17 protein-coding genes and 2 tRNA genes are annotated in these 13,761 nt (G+C 65.4%); 14 read left to right on the forward strand and 5 right to left on the reverse strand.

Translation table 11 applies throughout. The features are described from left to right. Positions 1-49 precede the first annotated feature (49 nt). From lptC to Q1U94_RS09625, 7 genes are all read left to right on the forward strand, one after another. Positions 50-742: an LPS export ABC transporter periplasmic protein LptC gene (gene lptC / locus Q1U94_RS09595; RefSeq protein ID WP_300543831.1), complete on the forward strand. Its 693-nt coding sequence runs from the start codon at positions 50-52 to the stop codon at positions 740-742. Beyond that, a complete protein-coding gene (locus tag Q1U94_RS09600; protein WP_300543834.1) occupies positions 742-1,335 on the forward strand; it encodes an LptA/OstA family protein in 594 nt (197 codons plus the stop codon). Before lptC ends, Q1U94_RS09600 begins: the two co-directional genes overlap by 1 nt. Positions 1,336-1,357: 22 nt before the next feature. Further along, positions 1,358-2,122, forward strand: coding sequence for an LPS export ABC transporter ATP-binding protein (lptB, locus tag Q1U94_RS09605; RefSeq protein ID WP_300544262.1), 765 nt, complete (start codon positions 1,358-1,360; stop codon positions 2,120-2,122). 37 nt (positions 2,123-2,159) lie between these two features. Next, positions 2,160-3,671 (forward strand): RNA polymerase factor sigma-54, encoded by a 1,512-nt coding sequence (gene rpoN / locus Q1U94_RS09610; RefSeq protein ID WP_300543837.1) that lies wholly within the window; start codon positions 2,160-2,162, stop codon positions 3,669-3,671. A 186-nt stretch (positions 3,672-3,857) separates the two neighbouring features. Beyond that, positions 3,858-4,481 (forward strand): ribosome-associated translation inhibitor RaiA, encoded by a 624-nt coding sequence (gene raiA, locus Q1U94_RS09615; RefSeq protein ID WP_300543840.1) that lies wholly within the window; start codon positions 3,858-3,860, stop codon positions 4,479-4,481. Positions 4,482-4,498: 17 nt separating this feature from the next. Then, complete coding sequence (gene ptsN / locus Q1U94_RS09620) at positions 4,499-4,963, forward strand: PTS IIA-like nitrogen regulatory protein PtsN (RefSeq protein ID WP_300543843.1); 465 nt, start codon at positions 4,499-4,501, stop codon at positions 4,961-4,963. Positions 4,964-5,050: 87 nt separating this feature from the next. Beyond that, positions 5,051-5,914, forward strand: coding sequence for a hypothetical protein (locus Q1U94_RS09625; RefSeq protein ID WP_300543845.1), 864 nt, complete (start codon positions 5,051-5,053; stop codon positions 5,912-5,914). 154 nt (positions 5,915-6,068) lie between these two features. On the opposite strand, the gene Q1U94_RS09630 is transcribed toward Q1U94_RS09625, so the two are convergent. Continuing rightward, a tRNA-Ala gene (locus Q1U94_RS09630) sits at positions 6,069-6,144 on the reverse strand. 123 nt (positions 6,145-6,267) lie between these two features. Here Q1U94_RS09630 and Q1U94_RS09635 point away from each other — a divergent pair. The 7 genes from Q1U94_RS09635 to bfr all read left to right on the forward strand — a co-directional run bounded on the left by Q1U94_RS09635 (position 6,268) and on the right by bfr (position 10,016). Then, complete coding sequence (locus Q1U94_RS09635) at positions 6,268-6,567, forward strand: YggT family protein (protein WP_300543847.1); 300 nt, start codon at positions 6,268-6,270, stop codon at positions 6,565-6,567. Position 6,568: 1 nt separating this feature from the next. Next, positions 6,569-6,892, forward strand: coding sequence for a DUF167 family protein (locus tag Q1U94_RS09640; protein WP_300543849.1), 324 nt, complete (start codon positions 6,569-6,571; stop codon positions 6,890-6,892). Next, positions 6,882-7,778, forward strand: a complete 897-nt coding sequence (gene folD / locus Q1U94_RS09645; protein WP_300543851.1) for a bifunctional methylenetetrahydrofolate dehydrogenase/methenyltetrahydrofolate cyclohydrolase FolD — start codon at positions 6,882-6,884, stop codon at positions 7,776-7,778. Before Q1U94_RS09640 ends, folD begins: the two co-directional genes overlap by 11 nt. Before the next feature lie 71 nt (positions 7,779-7,849). Next, positions 7,850-8,266, forward strand: coding sequence for a response regulator (locus Q1U94_RS09650; protein WP_300543854.1), 417 nt, complete (start codon positions 7,850-7,852; stop codon positions 8,264-8,266). Between the two features lie 89 nt (positions 8,267-8,355). Further along, complete coding sequence (locus Q1U94_RS09655) at positions 8,356-9,147, forward strand: TIGR00266 family protein (RefSeq protein ID WP_300543856.1); 792 nt, start codon at positions 8,356-8,358, stop codon at positions 9,145-9,147. 96 nt (positions 9,148-9,243) lie between these two features. Beyond that, on the forward strand, positions 9,244-9,441 hold the full coding sequence (locus Q1U94_RS09660) for a (2Fe-2S)-binding protein (RefSeq protein ID WP_300543858.1): 198 nt from the start codon (positions 9,244-9,246) through the stop codon (positions 9,439-9,441). Positions 9,442-9,539: 98 nt separating this feature from the next. Continuing rightward, entirely contained in the window at positions 9,540-10,016 is a 477-nt protein-coding gene (gene bfr / locus Q1U94_RS09665) for a bacterioferritin (protein ID WP_300543860.1), read from the forward strand. A 175-nt stretch (positions 10,017-10,191) separates the two neighbouring features. Here bfr and Q1U94_RS09670 read toward each other — a convergent pair. From Q1U94_RS09670 to Q1U94_RS09685, 4 genes are all read right to left on the reverse strand, one after another. Further along, positions 10,192-10,267 (reverse strand) — tRNA-Thr (locus tag Q1U94_RS09670). Between the two features lie 110 nt (positions 10,268-10,377). Next, complete coding sequence (gene udk, locus Q1U94_RS09675) at positions 10,378-10,998, reverse strand: uridine kinase (RefSeq protein ID WP_300543862.1); 621 nt, start codon at positions 10,996-10,998, stop codon at positions 10,378-10,380. After that, the gene (locus Q1U94_RS09680) at positions 10,995-12,476 is read right to left on the reverse strand and encodes a heme biosynthesis HemY N-terminal domain-containing protein (RefSeq protein ID WP_300543865.1); all 1,482 of its coding nucleotides are present in this window, start codon (positions 12,474-12,476) and stop codon (positions 10,995-10,997) included. The genes udk and Q1U94_RS09680 overlap by 4 nt, the downstream gene beginning before the upstream one ends. Next, positions 12,473-13,756 carry a hypothetical protein gene (locus tag Q1U94_RS09685; RefSeq protein ID WP_300543868.1) on the reverse strand — a complete coding sequence of 428 codons (1,284 nt, stop codon included), beginning with the start codon at positions 13,754-13,756 and terminating at the stop codon, positions 12,473-12,475. Before Q1U94_RS09685 ends, Q1U94_RS09680 begins: the two co-directional genes overlap by 4 nt. Positions 13,757-13,761: the final 5 nt, after the last annotated feature.

A 13,761-nucleotide genomic window follows, 5' to 3' on the forward strand; every position in this document is an offset into this window, starting at 1 on the left:
TCCCAAGCGGCGCGCATGTGGCGAACCGCACCCTGTTTCCGATCGGTCCATGAGCCTTACCGCCAATCCCGGCCTTGAAGCCCTGCACCCGCCCCATCACGGAAGCTGGGAACCGCGCCGCGCCCTGGCTCTGGATGTCGCACGCCGGCGCACCGCCTTTGTGCGGGGATTGCGGATCGCCTTCATGGCGGCGGCGGCGGCCATTGTTATACTCCTGATCGTGCAGCTGGCCATGAACAGTCTGGGCGGCCGCGTGACCGAAGCCGAGCCCGTCGGCGAGGAACAGCGCATGACCAATCCGCGCTTCACCGGCCGCGACGAGAACCTGACGCCCTATGCAATCACGGCCGACGTGGCCTATCGCAGCGAAGGCGGTTCGCCGCACGTGACCGACCTGGAACGTCCCCGCCTGGATTATGATTTCCTCAATACCGGCACGTCGCGCGTCCTGGCCGCCACCGGCCGCTACGACCAGCCCAATCGCATTCTTGACCTCTATTCCGATGTGAACCTGCACACGGATGAGGGCTACAGTTTTACCTCCGAACACGCCCGCATCTTCCTGAGCGAGGAACGGGTGACCGGCGAAGAGCCGGTGGCGGGAACCGGCCCGATGGGCACGATCCGTGCCGACCGCTACGAGATTCGCGACGGCGGTAATCATATTGTATTCGAAGGGAATGTGCGCGCGCGCCTGATCCAGGACCGGACCGCCGCCACGTCAGAAGAAGGACGCGAGTAATGCGCCAGATCCTCATCGGACTTGTCCTGACCTGCCTGGCCGGACCGGCCTTCGCGCAGATCGGCGATTCCAGTCTGCCCCTCGATATCGAAGGCGACCACGTCGACGTGCTGGACGCCGAACGCCGCGTCATCTGGCAGGGCAATGTCAATGCGATCCAGGGGACATCGTCGATCCGCGCCCAGCAGATCGACGTCTACTACAATGGCGAGGGATCGAGCGACGGCAGCACCGGCGGCTGGGGCGATATCGACCGCATCGTCGCCACCGGAGAGGTCTATTACGTCACGCCAACCCAGCGCGCACGCGGCGATCGCGGGGTCTATACCCTGGCCGACGAGACCATCGTGCTCACCGGCGAGGTCGTCATCAACCAGGGCGAGAACGTGATTACAACAACCCGGTTCGTGACCGATCTGACGACCGGCAATTCCAGTTTCGGCGAACCAGAGACCGGCGACCGCGTGCGCGCGGTCCTGCAGACCGCCGGCGGAACGGGCCGCGGGCAGACCGAATCGGATACGGACGAAGAGCCGTCGCCGGAGAATGACGCAACGTCCGGGCAATCCGGGCCCGAAGGATCGAACGGCTGACATGCAACAGCCGGAACCCAACATGGCGCTGCACGCCGCCTCCGCCGCCCCGAATGCCGATCGGGCTCGCGCCGGCCTTGCCGTCGAACAGATCGGCAAGGCCTATGGCAAACGCCCCGTGGTGAAAGGTGTATCCGTCTCGCTCCAGCGGGGCGAGGTGGCCGGCCTGCTGGGCCCCAACGGGGCCGGCAAAACTACCTGTTTCTACATGATCACCGGTCTGGTGGAAGTCGATTACGGCCGCATCCTGCTGGACGGCGAGGACATCACCCGCCTGCCCATGTATCAGCGCGCGCGTCTGGGCATCGGCTATCTGCCGCAGGAAAAGTCCATCTTTCACGGCATGACGGTGGCGGAGAATATTCTCGCCGTCGCCGAGGTCGTGGAGAAGGACCGTCAGGCCCGGCAGGAACTGGTCGACCAATTGCTGGAGGAATTGCGCATTTCGCATCTGCGCGACGCGCCGGCTCCTTCGCTGTCGGGCGGCGAGCGGCGCCGGGTGGAGATCGCCCGGGCGCTGTCGACTCGCCCCTCTTTCATGCTGCTGGACGAACCCTTTGCCGGTATCGATCCGCTGGCGATTGCCGACATTCGCGACCTCATCCGCTTCCTGCGCGAACGCGGGATCGGCATTCTGATTACCGACCACAACGTCCGCGAAACCCTTGAAATCACGGACAGAGCCACGATCATTCACGAAGGGGAAGTTCTGTTTGAAGGTTCTCCGTCGGAGATCCGGGCCGACCCGGACGTGCGCCGCGTTTATCTCGGAGAAAGTTTTGCCTGATTAACCTCTGCAGGAAACGTACCAAACAGAGGTTTTCATGGCTGGATTGATGCAGAAGCTGGACATGCGCCAGGGCCAGTCCCTGGTGATGACCCCCCAGCTCCAACAAGCCATCAAGCTGTTGCAGCTCTCGAATATCGAGCTGGCCGAGTTCGTCGAGGGCGAACTGGAACGCAACCCGCTGCTGGAACGCGATGAGCGCGAGACCTCCACCGAATCGCTGCGCGAAGAGGGCGAGGGCGAACCGCGCGAGCTGGAACTGGCCGCCCCGTCCGCCGACGCCGCCGATTCGCTCGATGCCGACGGCGACGCGATCCATGGCGACGATTCGAAATCGGACCTGGCCGGACTCGACGCCGGTACCGGCGACGCGATCGGACAGGGTGCCGGGCAATGGTCCGCGTCCGGCGGCGGCGGCAGCAGCGCCAGCGAGGACTATGACGCCATCGCCAATTCCTCGCGCGAGGTCTCGCTGTCGGAACACCTGCATGCCCAGCTCGCCACGGCAACGGCCGATCCGGTCGACAAGCTGATCGGCGCCCATCTGATCGATCTCGCGGACGATGACGGCTATATGCGCGCCGATCTCGACGAAGTAGCCGCCCAGCTGGGCGTCGAACGCGGCCGGATCGAAAAGGTTCTGACCCTGACCCAGGGCTTCGACCCCGCCGGGATCATGGCTCGCGACCTGACAGAGTGCCTGGCGCTGCAGCTGACGGAGAAGAACCGGCTGGATCCCGCCATGGCCGCCCTCCTGGACAATCTGGACCGCCTGGCCAAGCACGACTATGCCGCCCTGAAGTCGATATGCGGCGTCGACAACGAGGACCTCGACGAGATGATCGCCGAGATTCGCGACCTCACGCCGAAACCGGGCCACGCCTTCACGTCCGACACAACACGGGCCGTCGAACCGGACGTTTTCATCCGCCAGTCCCCCGACGGGGCCTGGCAGGTGGAACTCAATACGGACACCTTGCCGCGCGTGCTGGTGAACAACCGCTATTTCAACGAAATTTCGGCCGTGGCGAAGACCGAAGCCGACAAGACCTTCATCACCGAATGCTCACAGAATGCCTCCTGGCTGGTGAAAAGCCTGGACCAGCGTGCCCGTACCATTCTCAAGGTGGCCAGCGAGATCGTGCGCCAGCAGGACATGTTCCTGGCGCACGGCGTAGCCTATCTGCGCCCGTTGAACCTGAGGACCGTGGCCGACGCGATCAGCATGCACGAATCCACGGTCAGCCGCGTCACCTCGAACAAGTATGTCGCCACGCCGCGGGGCATGTTCGAGCTGAAATACTTTTTCACATCGTCGATTCCGTCCGCGGGCGGTGGCGATGCCCATTCCGCCGAGGCTGTCCGTTACCGGATCAAAAGCATGATCGGACAGGAAACCGTGGACGACGTGCTGTCGGACGACAAGCTGGTGGAATATTTGCGCGATGAAGGGATTGAAATCGCCCGCCGGACTGTGGCCAAATACCGGGAGGCGCTCAACATCCCTTCCTCGGTCCAGCGCCGTCGAATTTTGAAACGTGCTGGCTAGGGACCGCTTGTATGAGCGCCCCGGCGGACCCCGGTCCGCCGCCGTCGCGGCTCGACGGTCAGCAGGAGCGAACACAGATTGACTCCGACCACGACCCGCGACTAGGTTCCGCCCGCTTTCCGAGGAGAGGCGGAATCTGCACATCAACGCCTCACGTGCCGGTGTATGGCCGGCGGGAAGGAGCGCATGCAAATACAGGTGGTCAACAAGGGCATTGACGTCAGTGACGCGCTGCGGGAACAGATTCTCGGCCGTGTCGAAGACGGCGTGACCAAATACTTCAACCGCCCGGGCGAAGCCTATGTATCGATCTCGCGCGAAGGCATCGGCTTTCGTGTCGACTGTTCGCTGCATTTGCCCTCGGGCGCCATGCTGCAGGCCCACGGCGAAGCCGATGATGCCTACAAGGCAGCTGAAAACACGATGGAGCGCCTGGAGAAGCGCCTCCGCCGCTACAAGCGGAAACTGAAGAACCACCACAATGCCAACAAGGCCGAGCTTCCGGCCGAATCCATGCCGATCCTCGTCCTTCAGGGGTCGCCGGACAGCGATTTCGACGACGATTACGAGCTGGATGACAATGACGCGCCGGTCAACGGTGCGCCCGAGCCGATCGTGATCGCCGAACGTCCCGGCGAAGTACGGACCCTGACCGTCGGCATGGCATCGCTGGAACTGGATGCGGCGGATTCGCCCTTCCTCATGTTCCGCAATGCCGCGAATGGCGGTCTCAACATCGTCTACCGGCGACCGGACGGTCATATCGGATGGCTGGACCCGGCGCGGGCAGATCGCTCAGAGCCGGCCTAGGAGCGAGTAGTCGCAAAATGGCGTTAGCTGATTTGATCCCGAATGGCGGGGTAGCCGTTGATCTGGGTGCGTCCAGCCGCAAACAGGCGCTGCAGGCGATGTCGGACATCGCCGCAGGCCTGACCGGCCTTCAGGCGCGCGCGATCTTCGATGCCGTGCTGCAACGTGAACGTCTCGGCTCGACCGGTGTCGGACAGGGCGTGGCCATTCCCCACGCCCGTCTCGCCGGCATCGACGAAGTTGTCGGTATTTTCGCGCGCCTGCGAACCCCGGCGGATTTCGAATCGATCGATGGACGGCCGGCGGATCTGATCTTCATGCTGATCGCGCCGGAGGATGCCGGAGCGGAGCACCTCAAGGCCCTGGCCCGGGTCTCGCGGCTTCTGCGCCGTGAAGATGTCCGCCAGCGCCTTCGGGCCGCGCCCGATGCGGAAGCGATCTATGCCGTGCTGGCCGGAGAGCCGGCCAGCGACGCGGCCTGATAGCAGCCGACCTGAACACCATGTACATGCCGGGTTCAGCCCGGGCATGCTGAACTGCCCGCCTGATCTTCATGCGGGAGACATGATATGCTGCGTGCGCTCGTATGCGCTCTCTGGCTCGGCCTGACCGCCGGACCGGCCCTCGCCCAGACATCCCACGATACACTGCGCGCCGCCGCCGAGGCGGGCGACACCCGGGCGGCCTTCGACTATGGCTACGACCTCACCTTCCCCCAGAGTGGCGAGCCGGATTATCTGACGGGCCGCTACTGGCTGACCGAAGCCGCCGATGCCGGCCATGCGCCGGCCAATTACATTCTCGGCCAGATCTATCTCGACGGCATCGGTACCGATCCCGAACCCGATCGCGCGCGCGCCTTTTTCGAACTCGCCTGGCAGGCCGGCGACGCCCCGGCCGGCTACGCCCTCGCAGAAGTTCTGCTCTACGACTATGAGGGCGAGACCGCTGCGGCAATCGCCATTCTGGAGACATTGCTTGCGGATACAGATATGGGCGCCCTGGCACACTTGGCGCTGGCCGACGCTCTCTTCTTCGCGGAATCGGAGCGCGCCGATCCGCAACGTGCCATTGCCCTGGCGCGTGAGGCACTGGACCGCGATCCGGGCCTGGTGGAAGCCCACTACATTCTCGGCATTGCCGCCCTGGAAGGTATTGGCGGCGAGACCGACCCCCAGGCTGCCCTGCAGCACTGGCGCACCGGCATGGCGGGCGGTGACACGCTGGCCATGCTGGCCCTTGCAGACGCACTGAGCGATGGCGTGGCCGGTGATCCCGACCCCGTGGAGGCGCGCGCGCTCTACGGCGCGGCGGCCGTCATGGGGGATCCGGACGCCGCCGAGGCGGCGGACGCGATGGACGTCAGCCTGACCGCCGGACAATTGGCCGCCGCCAGGGCGCGAACCGAAGCGATCCTGGCGGAAATTGGCTAGGACGTGCAGCCAGCTGTGGTGTGACTGAAGGGAATGGTGGAGCCGGACGAAGTAACTTCGAACCCGCAGGGTTCGTAAGCGCGACTGCGCGCCGGGCGGTCAGCCCGCCCCATCGGAGACGTCCGCGAAGCGGACTGTCGTGAGATCGAGGGAATGGTGGAGCCGAGGGGAATCGAACCCCTGACCTCGTCATTGCGAACGACGCGCTCTCCCAACTGAGCTACGGCCCCGTCACCTTGAGGACGCGTGAGGTACGAGCCTCTCGCTGCGCTGTCAAGCATGCGCTTCTGGACGATGCATGCCGGTGCGGGCTAGAAGCGGGAAACGCCAAAGTCAGCCGAGGAAACGTGTCCATGTCCCCCATCGACGGCCTGATCATCTACATCGTCCATCCGCTGTTGAACCTGCTCTGGATCATTGTGCTGGTCAGCGTAATCCTGAGCTGGCTGATCAGCTTCAACGTCGTGAACATGCACAACCAGTTTGTGGCCATGGTCTGGCGTGTGACGAATGCTGTCACGGAACCGCTCCTTTCGCCGATCCGCCGCATCCTGCCTCCACTGGGCGGACTGGATTTCTCTCCGATCGTGCTGCTCCTGCTGATCGGTTTTGTGCAGGGGTATGTGCTGCAGGAATTGATGCGCCTGCTCTAGCATGACGACCGTGCGGCCTGCCGGCGGAACACTGATCCTTCAGGTCCGCCTCACCCCCAATGCCGCGAAAGATGCCGTGGATGGCTGGCGGCGGACGGCCGGCGGCGAAACCCGTCTGGCGGCGCGCGTTCGCGCCGTGCCGGAAAAGGGCAGGGCGAATACGGCGCTGATTGCGCTGATGGCAGAACAGCTGGGTATTCCCAAACGCGACATCGATGTGATACGCGGCGCAACATCCCGCCTGAAAACCCTGCGCATCGCGGCCGAGGGCCCCGTCCTGGCGCGTGTATCGGCCCAGTTGGAGACATATCCGGATGAGCGCTGAACTGATCGACGGCAAGGCGGTCTCCGCCGAAATCGACGCCCGCGCGGGCCAAGTCGCGGCCGAGCTGGCCAAGTCCATCGGCCGGCCGCCCTGCCTGGCCGTGGTTCTGATCGGCGACGATCCGGCCAGCGATGTCTATGTCCGCAACAAGGCGCGCCGCACCGAGGCGGCCGGCATGCGCTCGATCGAGATCCGCAAGCCGGCGGAGACGAGCGAGGCCGAGGTCATCGAGATCGTCAATGGTCTCAATGCCGACGAGGGCGTCGACGGGATCCTGGTCCAGATGCCCCTGCCCGGGCATATAGACACCAATCGCGTGATCGGCGCCATCGACCCGGACAAGGATGTGGACGGGTTGACTGAAGCCAGTGCGGGCCGCCTTGTCCTGGGCAAGCCCGGCCTGCGGCCCTGCACTCCGGCAGGCTGCGTGCTGCTGGCCGAACGGGCAATGGGCGATATCTCCGGCAAGTCCGTCGTAGTGATCGGCCGGTCGATCCTGGTCGGCAAGCCGGCCGCGCTGTTGTTCCTGGAGAGGAATGCCACGGTGACGATCGCCCATTCGCGCACACAGGATCTGCCGGGCCTGGTGCGCACGGCCGATATCGTGGTGCCGGCCGTGGGACGGCCGGAAATGGTGCGCGGCGACTGGGTCAAGCCGGGGGCGTGTGTGCTCGATGTCGGCATCAACCGCATCGATGCGCCCGAACGCGGCCCGGGCAAGACACGGCTGGTGGGCGATGCCGCCTTCGACGAGATCGTCGGCCATGCCGGCTGGATCACGCCCGTGCCGGGCGGGATCGGGCCGATGACCATTGCCATGCTGCTGCGAAACACCGTATTGGCAGCAGGCCTGCGTTATGAGGCGTCCATTCCGGCCGGATTTTGATCGAACTTTCAGGCCGAAGTAAACGGTTCGGTAAGGCAACTGGCCTAACCTGCCAGACTTGGGAGGGATCCATGTCCGATCAGGCGCTCAAAGTGCTGCATGTGGAAGACGACTTCGCTGATGCGATGCTGGTTCAGCACGCCGTCTGCGAAGCCGGCGATCTGGACATCGTGTTCGAAGTCGCGCGGACGCTGAAAGGCGCCAAGCGTTGCCTCCAGCGTCAGCAGTACGACTTGATCCTGCTGGACCTGCGACTGCCTGACTCCATTCATCCCCAGGACACGCTGGAGACCACGCGTGCGCACTCCGGCGACACGCCGATCCTGATCCTCTCCGGTTCGATGGCGGTGGATGCCTCGAATCTGCCCGACGACGTGTCCCGCCTTGACAAGAATGAAAGCTTCCGCGCCCAGTGCGGCGACATGCCGGTCCACCTGGCTCACCTGATCCGCGAAGCGGCCGAGAACGCCGACGTTCAGACGATCTGACACCTGCGCCATCCGCCGGTTTCGAATTCCGCTTGCCTGACGATCCGTCACGGCTAGTCTTGCCGCGCATCCAGAGCGGAGGACGGGGCATGAGCCAGGCGGACGTGATCGATTACAAGATCGGCGGCGAAGATATCCAGTATGTCGAAATCGAGTTGGATCCCGGCGAAAGCGTGGTCTCCGAGGCCGGTGCGATGATGTACAAGTCGCCCAGCATCGCCATGGAGGCGGTGTTCGGCGACGGTTCGCAGAAGCAGTCCGGCGTCTGGGGCGCCCTGGCGGGCGCGGGCAAGCGCCTCCTGACCGGCGAAAGCCTGTTCATGACCGTCTTCACTCACAATGGCCGGGGCAAGGCCCATGCGGCCTTTGCCGCGCCCTTCCCGGGCACGATCGTTCCGGTTCACCTGCCCGATATGGGCGGCGAGCTTATCTGCCAGAAGGACAGTTTCCTGGCCGCCGCCAAGGGTGTCTCGATCGGCATAGCCCTGCAGAAGCGCATCATGACAGGCCTGTTCGGAGGCGAAGGCTTCATCATGCAGCGCCTGGAGGGCACGGGCTGGTGCTTCATCCATGCCGGCGGCACGCTGATCGAGCGCGAGCTGGAAGAAGGCGAGGAAATCCACGTCGATACCGGCTGTGTCGTCGCCTATACACCCAGTGTCGAATTCGAGATCGAGCGGGCCGGCAATATCAAGTCGATGATCTTCGGCGGTGAAGGCGTCTTTTTCGCCCACCTGCGCGGCCCCGGGAAAGTGTGGATCCAGTCCATGCCCTTCTCGCGCCTGGCCGGCCGCATCCTGGCCAATGTGCCTGTCACCGGCTCGGGTCAGGGCGAGGGATCGGTTCTGGGCCCGCTGGGCAGCATTATCCGGGGCAATTGACCGGCTCACCCTGCCCCATGCATGTTTTATGCAGTTGACAGTCATTCGCATTTGCGGGAATGATCCTCCTGTCACACGAGGAAATCACGTCCGCCCATGTTCGTCTGCATCTGCAATGCCCTGCGCGAAAAAGATCTTCAGACCGCCGCTGCCGATCCGGAGGTCAAGGGCGCGCCCTGCGTGTTCAAGCGCTGCGATGCCAAGCCGCGCTGCGGGCGGTGCCTGCCCGACGTGGCCGACATGATCGCCGCCAGCCGGCTGGGACCGGACCCGATCTCTGCGGCCGCGGAATAGCCGCGAAAGACTCCCATTTTCACTTGCAAAGATAGCGGTTGGCGCCGCCGCCCTTTTGCGTAGAGTGACGCCGTCACGCTGCGAACGGGAGAGGTGCCATGAAGGGCGACGCCAAGGTCATCGAATATCTCAACCAGGCTCTTAAGCTCGAGCTCGCTGCGGTGAACCAGTATTTCCTGCATGCGCGCATGTTCAAGGATTGGGGTTTCGGCAAGATCGCCAAGGTCGAGTACGATGAATCGATCGACGAGATGAAGCATGCCGACGCGCTGATCGAGCGCGTCCTTTTCCTGGAGGGCCTGCCCAACGTTCAGGATCTCGCCAAGATCTATATCGGCGAGACGCTCAAGGAATGCCTGGAGTGCGATCTGAAGCTCGAGAAGCGCGCCCACCCCTTCTACGTCGAGGCCATCGCCTATTGTGAAGAGGTGCAGGACTACGTCTCCCGCAAACTCCTCACCGACATCCTCGACAGCGAGGAAGAGCATATCGACTTCCTGGAGACCCAGCTCGAGCTGATCGGCAAGATCGGCGAAGAGCGTTACATGCAGTCGCAGATGGTGACGGAAGAATAGTTCGCAGCCCCATCGGAGGCATGAGCCCGGACCTGTTCCGCAGGAGTTGCCGGTAGATCGGAGAGATGGTGCGCCTCGCGGGATCGGGTTCGAACGCCGCAGCCTTGTGCGCGTTTCATGTGACCATCGACACCGAGATCGGCTCGGGTCGGGCGGAGCCGGACCAGGGAAAGAATGGTGCCGCTTGCGTGACTCGAACACGCGACCTACGCATTACGAATGCGTTGCTCTACCAGCTGAGCTAAAGCGGCTTGCCATGAACCTCGCGCCTGCTTGGGCGAGAGGCGGCGGAACCTAACCGCGAAACGCCCCACGGGCAAGTCCTGCATCTGCGCGAAAATCACTTCGTTTCCGGCCGTGCTCATCGCGCCCCCACCCGCGCAATGACCGGCCTGGCGAGAGCATCGAAATCCGCAGGTCCGACATTCTCGACCACCAGGTCCGCCCGCTCCCTCTGCGGCTCGACGTGGGCAACGTGCATGGGCTCGACCAGCGTTTCGAACTGGTGGCGGACGAAGTCCGGTGTGCGGCCGCGTTCGGCTACATCGCGAGCCAGACGGCGGCGGAAGCGGGTATCGCGATCGGCGTCGACGAAAACGGTGAGGTCGAGCGTGCCGGCGATAGCGCGGCTGGCAAGCAGATGCAGACCCTCCACCACGATCACCGGCGCCGGCATCCGGCGCACCGTCTCGGCCAGCCGGCAGTGGGTCGTGAAGTCGTAACGCGGCGCGTCCACGGGCTGGCCGCCCTTCAGGCAGCGAAGATGGGCATCAAGAAGGTCGTGATCCTTCGACGCCGGCTCGTCGAAATTGAACACGTTCGGGTCGAACCCGTCCATATTGCCCGCATCGACGTAGTAATCGTCCTCGGGCAGGACATAGCTGCCCTGTCCGGCAAAATGCCGGACCACGGCGTGCGCGAGACAGGTCTTGCCGGAGGCCGAGCCGCCGACAATGCCGATCAGGAAGACTTCCCGCTTCATGCCGCGCGGCCGCCTTCTCCACCATCATCCTCGTCCTCGCCGTCCACCCCCGGATCGTCGGGCATGCGCGGCGTTGCACCGGCATAGCTGGCCGCGGCGCGGGAGGTTGCGGCACGTTTGGGGCGCGGGGATTCCAGAAGGGCCGTTTCCGGCACGGCTTCGGCGATACGCTCGAAACGCTCATAGCGCGGATGGGTGAGACGGCTTTCGTCGCCGAAGACATAGACCATGCGCTTCCAGTCGTCGGCGGTATAGGCAAACAACCGGCCATCCGGATCGATATCGGTCCAGTCGGCCTCCGCAGCGGCGTGGGCGGCGCGGGTCATCCAGCGCCGGGCCTGCTCGTCCTTGCCCTCCAGGCGTGCAACACGCGCCGCCAGGGCGCACAGGCGCGCAGACGGGTCCTCCGCAGCCTCCAGAATCGGGCCCAGCAGCTCGCGCGCCAGCGGCGCGTCACCATCCTCCAGCGCGGCCTGGATACGAATGAGCCGGCTTTCACGGTGATCCGGATTGAGCGCGGCGAGCGCATTGAGACGCTCCAGCCGCTTGGCCTTGGTATCGGACTTGCGCAGCTCGCGATAGGCCTGAGCAAGGGCTGGATGCGGCGTCGCAGCCCAGGCCGATTCGAGAACCTCCGAGGCGCGCTTGTGGCGCCGGGCGTCCGCCAGCAGGCGCGCGGCCAAGGCCGCCGCCGGGGCGAAACCCGGCGCGGCGCGGTGGGCCGACAGGGCCAGTTCGCGTGCACGTTCCGCATCCGAGTTTTCGCAATCGAGCGCAGCCGCAGTCAGCAGGACGGCGCGGCGGCGGCGCGCGATATCCGGTGCCACATGCTTGCGTTTCTCCCCCTCGCCCAACGTCGCAGCAGCCGCTTCCCAGCGTCCCTGGGCGACCTGGGCATCGAACAGCGCATCGAAGGCCCAGCGCGCGCCACGTGCTTGCTGGAACGCATCTGAGGCATGCTCCGCTGTCGCGTTGTGATCGCCGCGGTCGTGCGCCAGCTGGGCGAGCCCGCGGCGGGCGACGAGCCGGGTACGATTGTCGTCCAGCAGCGCCTCGTAGTGCGCTTCCGCGCCGTCCCAATTGCCGGCCGCCTCTGCGGCACGCGCAGCAAGCAGCCGCGACAGGGCGGGCCGTTCCAGCAGCGCATCGGCGCGGGCGGCCTGGCGGACGGCCGCCTCGCCATCGCCGGCGGCAGAGGCGATCAGCGCCCGTTCGAGCGCGTCATAGCCCTGCTCGCGTCGGCGGCGGGTTAGAAAGGCCTTCACCTTGTCCGGTGAGGTCCACAGCATGTAGACACCCCACCACACCACCAGGACCAGAAAGGCGAACAGGATGGTGCCGCCGGCGGCCACCACGAAGGGCATCTCCATGCGGGTGCCCAGGAATTCGAACGTCGCGCGCCCCGGATTGAGTGCCAGGAAGGCTCCCAGGGCCGCGGTGAGGACGGCAAAGGCGACAGCGAGGATCAGACGGATCATGACGGATCGGCTCCCAGCGCGGCCGCATCGTCGGCAAGAGCATTGCGAAGGCGGGTCAGGCGGGTATTGAGGTCCTGACGGGCGCGGGCCTGGATCAGCCAGTCGCGTGCGGCCTCCAGAGCCTCCCCTTCCAGCCGTTCGGTCAGCGCAACAGCACCGGCCAGATCGTCCTCGGACAGCCGGTCTTCGGCGAGCGCGGTAATGGCCAGCGGGCCGGTATCGCTGTCGCCGCCCTCGGTCTGGCGCACCTCGATCAGGCCGAACAGCATCCGCCCCGGTCCGGCGGCATCGCGAATGGCGCGGCCCGGATAGCTCGCTTCCAGCTGGTCCAGCGTGGGCACACCGGCCCTGGCGACACCCGCCACAGCCTCAAGATCGTCATTGTTGCGCCACAGGCGGGCCAGCGCTGCGCGTTCGGCCTCGAAACCCTCGCCGGTCATCGCCACCTCGCGCAGCGCCGTCAGCGCCAGGGCCCGCGCCGCGAGCTGGCGCGAGACCTGGGCATTGTCAGGCCGGGCCGAAGCTGTCTCGGCCGCACTGTCGGCCCTGGAACGCGCCGTCTCCGCCAGACGGCGGGTCTCCTCCAGCGCCGATTGCAGACGCGCCACACCCGCTTCCAGCTCGTCGATGCGCGGGGCCGGGTCCTCGAAATCGGCAGCGGCGCCCCCCGCGTCCTCCAGCTCGGCAAGCCGCCGGGTGATGTTCTGCAGGATTTGCGGATCGATGGCCGCCTGCCCCCCGGCCTGCGCCGCGTCGAGCGCCTGTGTGGCCAGCGCCTCGACGTCCGAGACCGCCGTTTCCAGCGCCGCGATACGGGCTTCGAACGCCGTCAGACCGGCCGGCTCGCCGCCCCCTGCAGGCGGTGCCGCTTCCAGAGCTGAAATCCGGTTTTCAAGACCCGACAGGTCGGTAAGGCCGGACGGCGCCTCTTCCAGGGCCTCGATCCGCGCATCCAGCCGGTCCAGCGCGGTCCGGGCGGTGTCGTCCACCGCCTCCGGCCCGGCGCGTTCCAGGGGCGCCAGGCGCGTCTGGAGAGCGCTGATCGATTCAGCAAGGGCGCTGTCATCGCCGGTTTCCGGATTGTCCGGCGGGGCCAGATAGCGCACCCCCGTATAGCCCAGGCCGCCGCCGGCGGCCGAGGCAAGCAGGAAAGCCAGGATCAGCGAAATCCAGCCGGGACCACGAGACTTCTGGGATGATTGGCCGGAGCCTGGATCGTCCGCCGGCTCGAACTCGGCATCGACAGGTTCGGGGTCGAGAGTGTCGTTCGGGTCAGCCATGTCGG

Source organism: Maricaulis sp., from assembly GCF_030149515.1.
Classification (GTDB): Bacteria; Pseudomonadota; Alphaproteobacteria; order Caulobacterales; family Maricaulaceae; genus Maricaulis.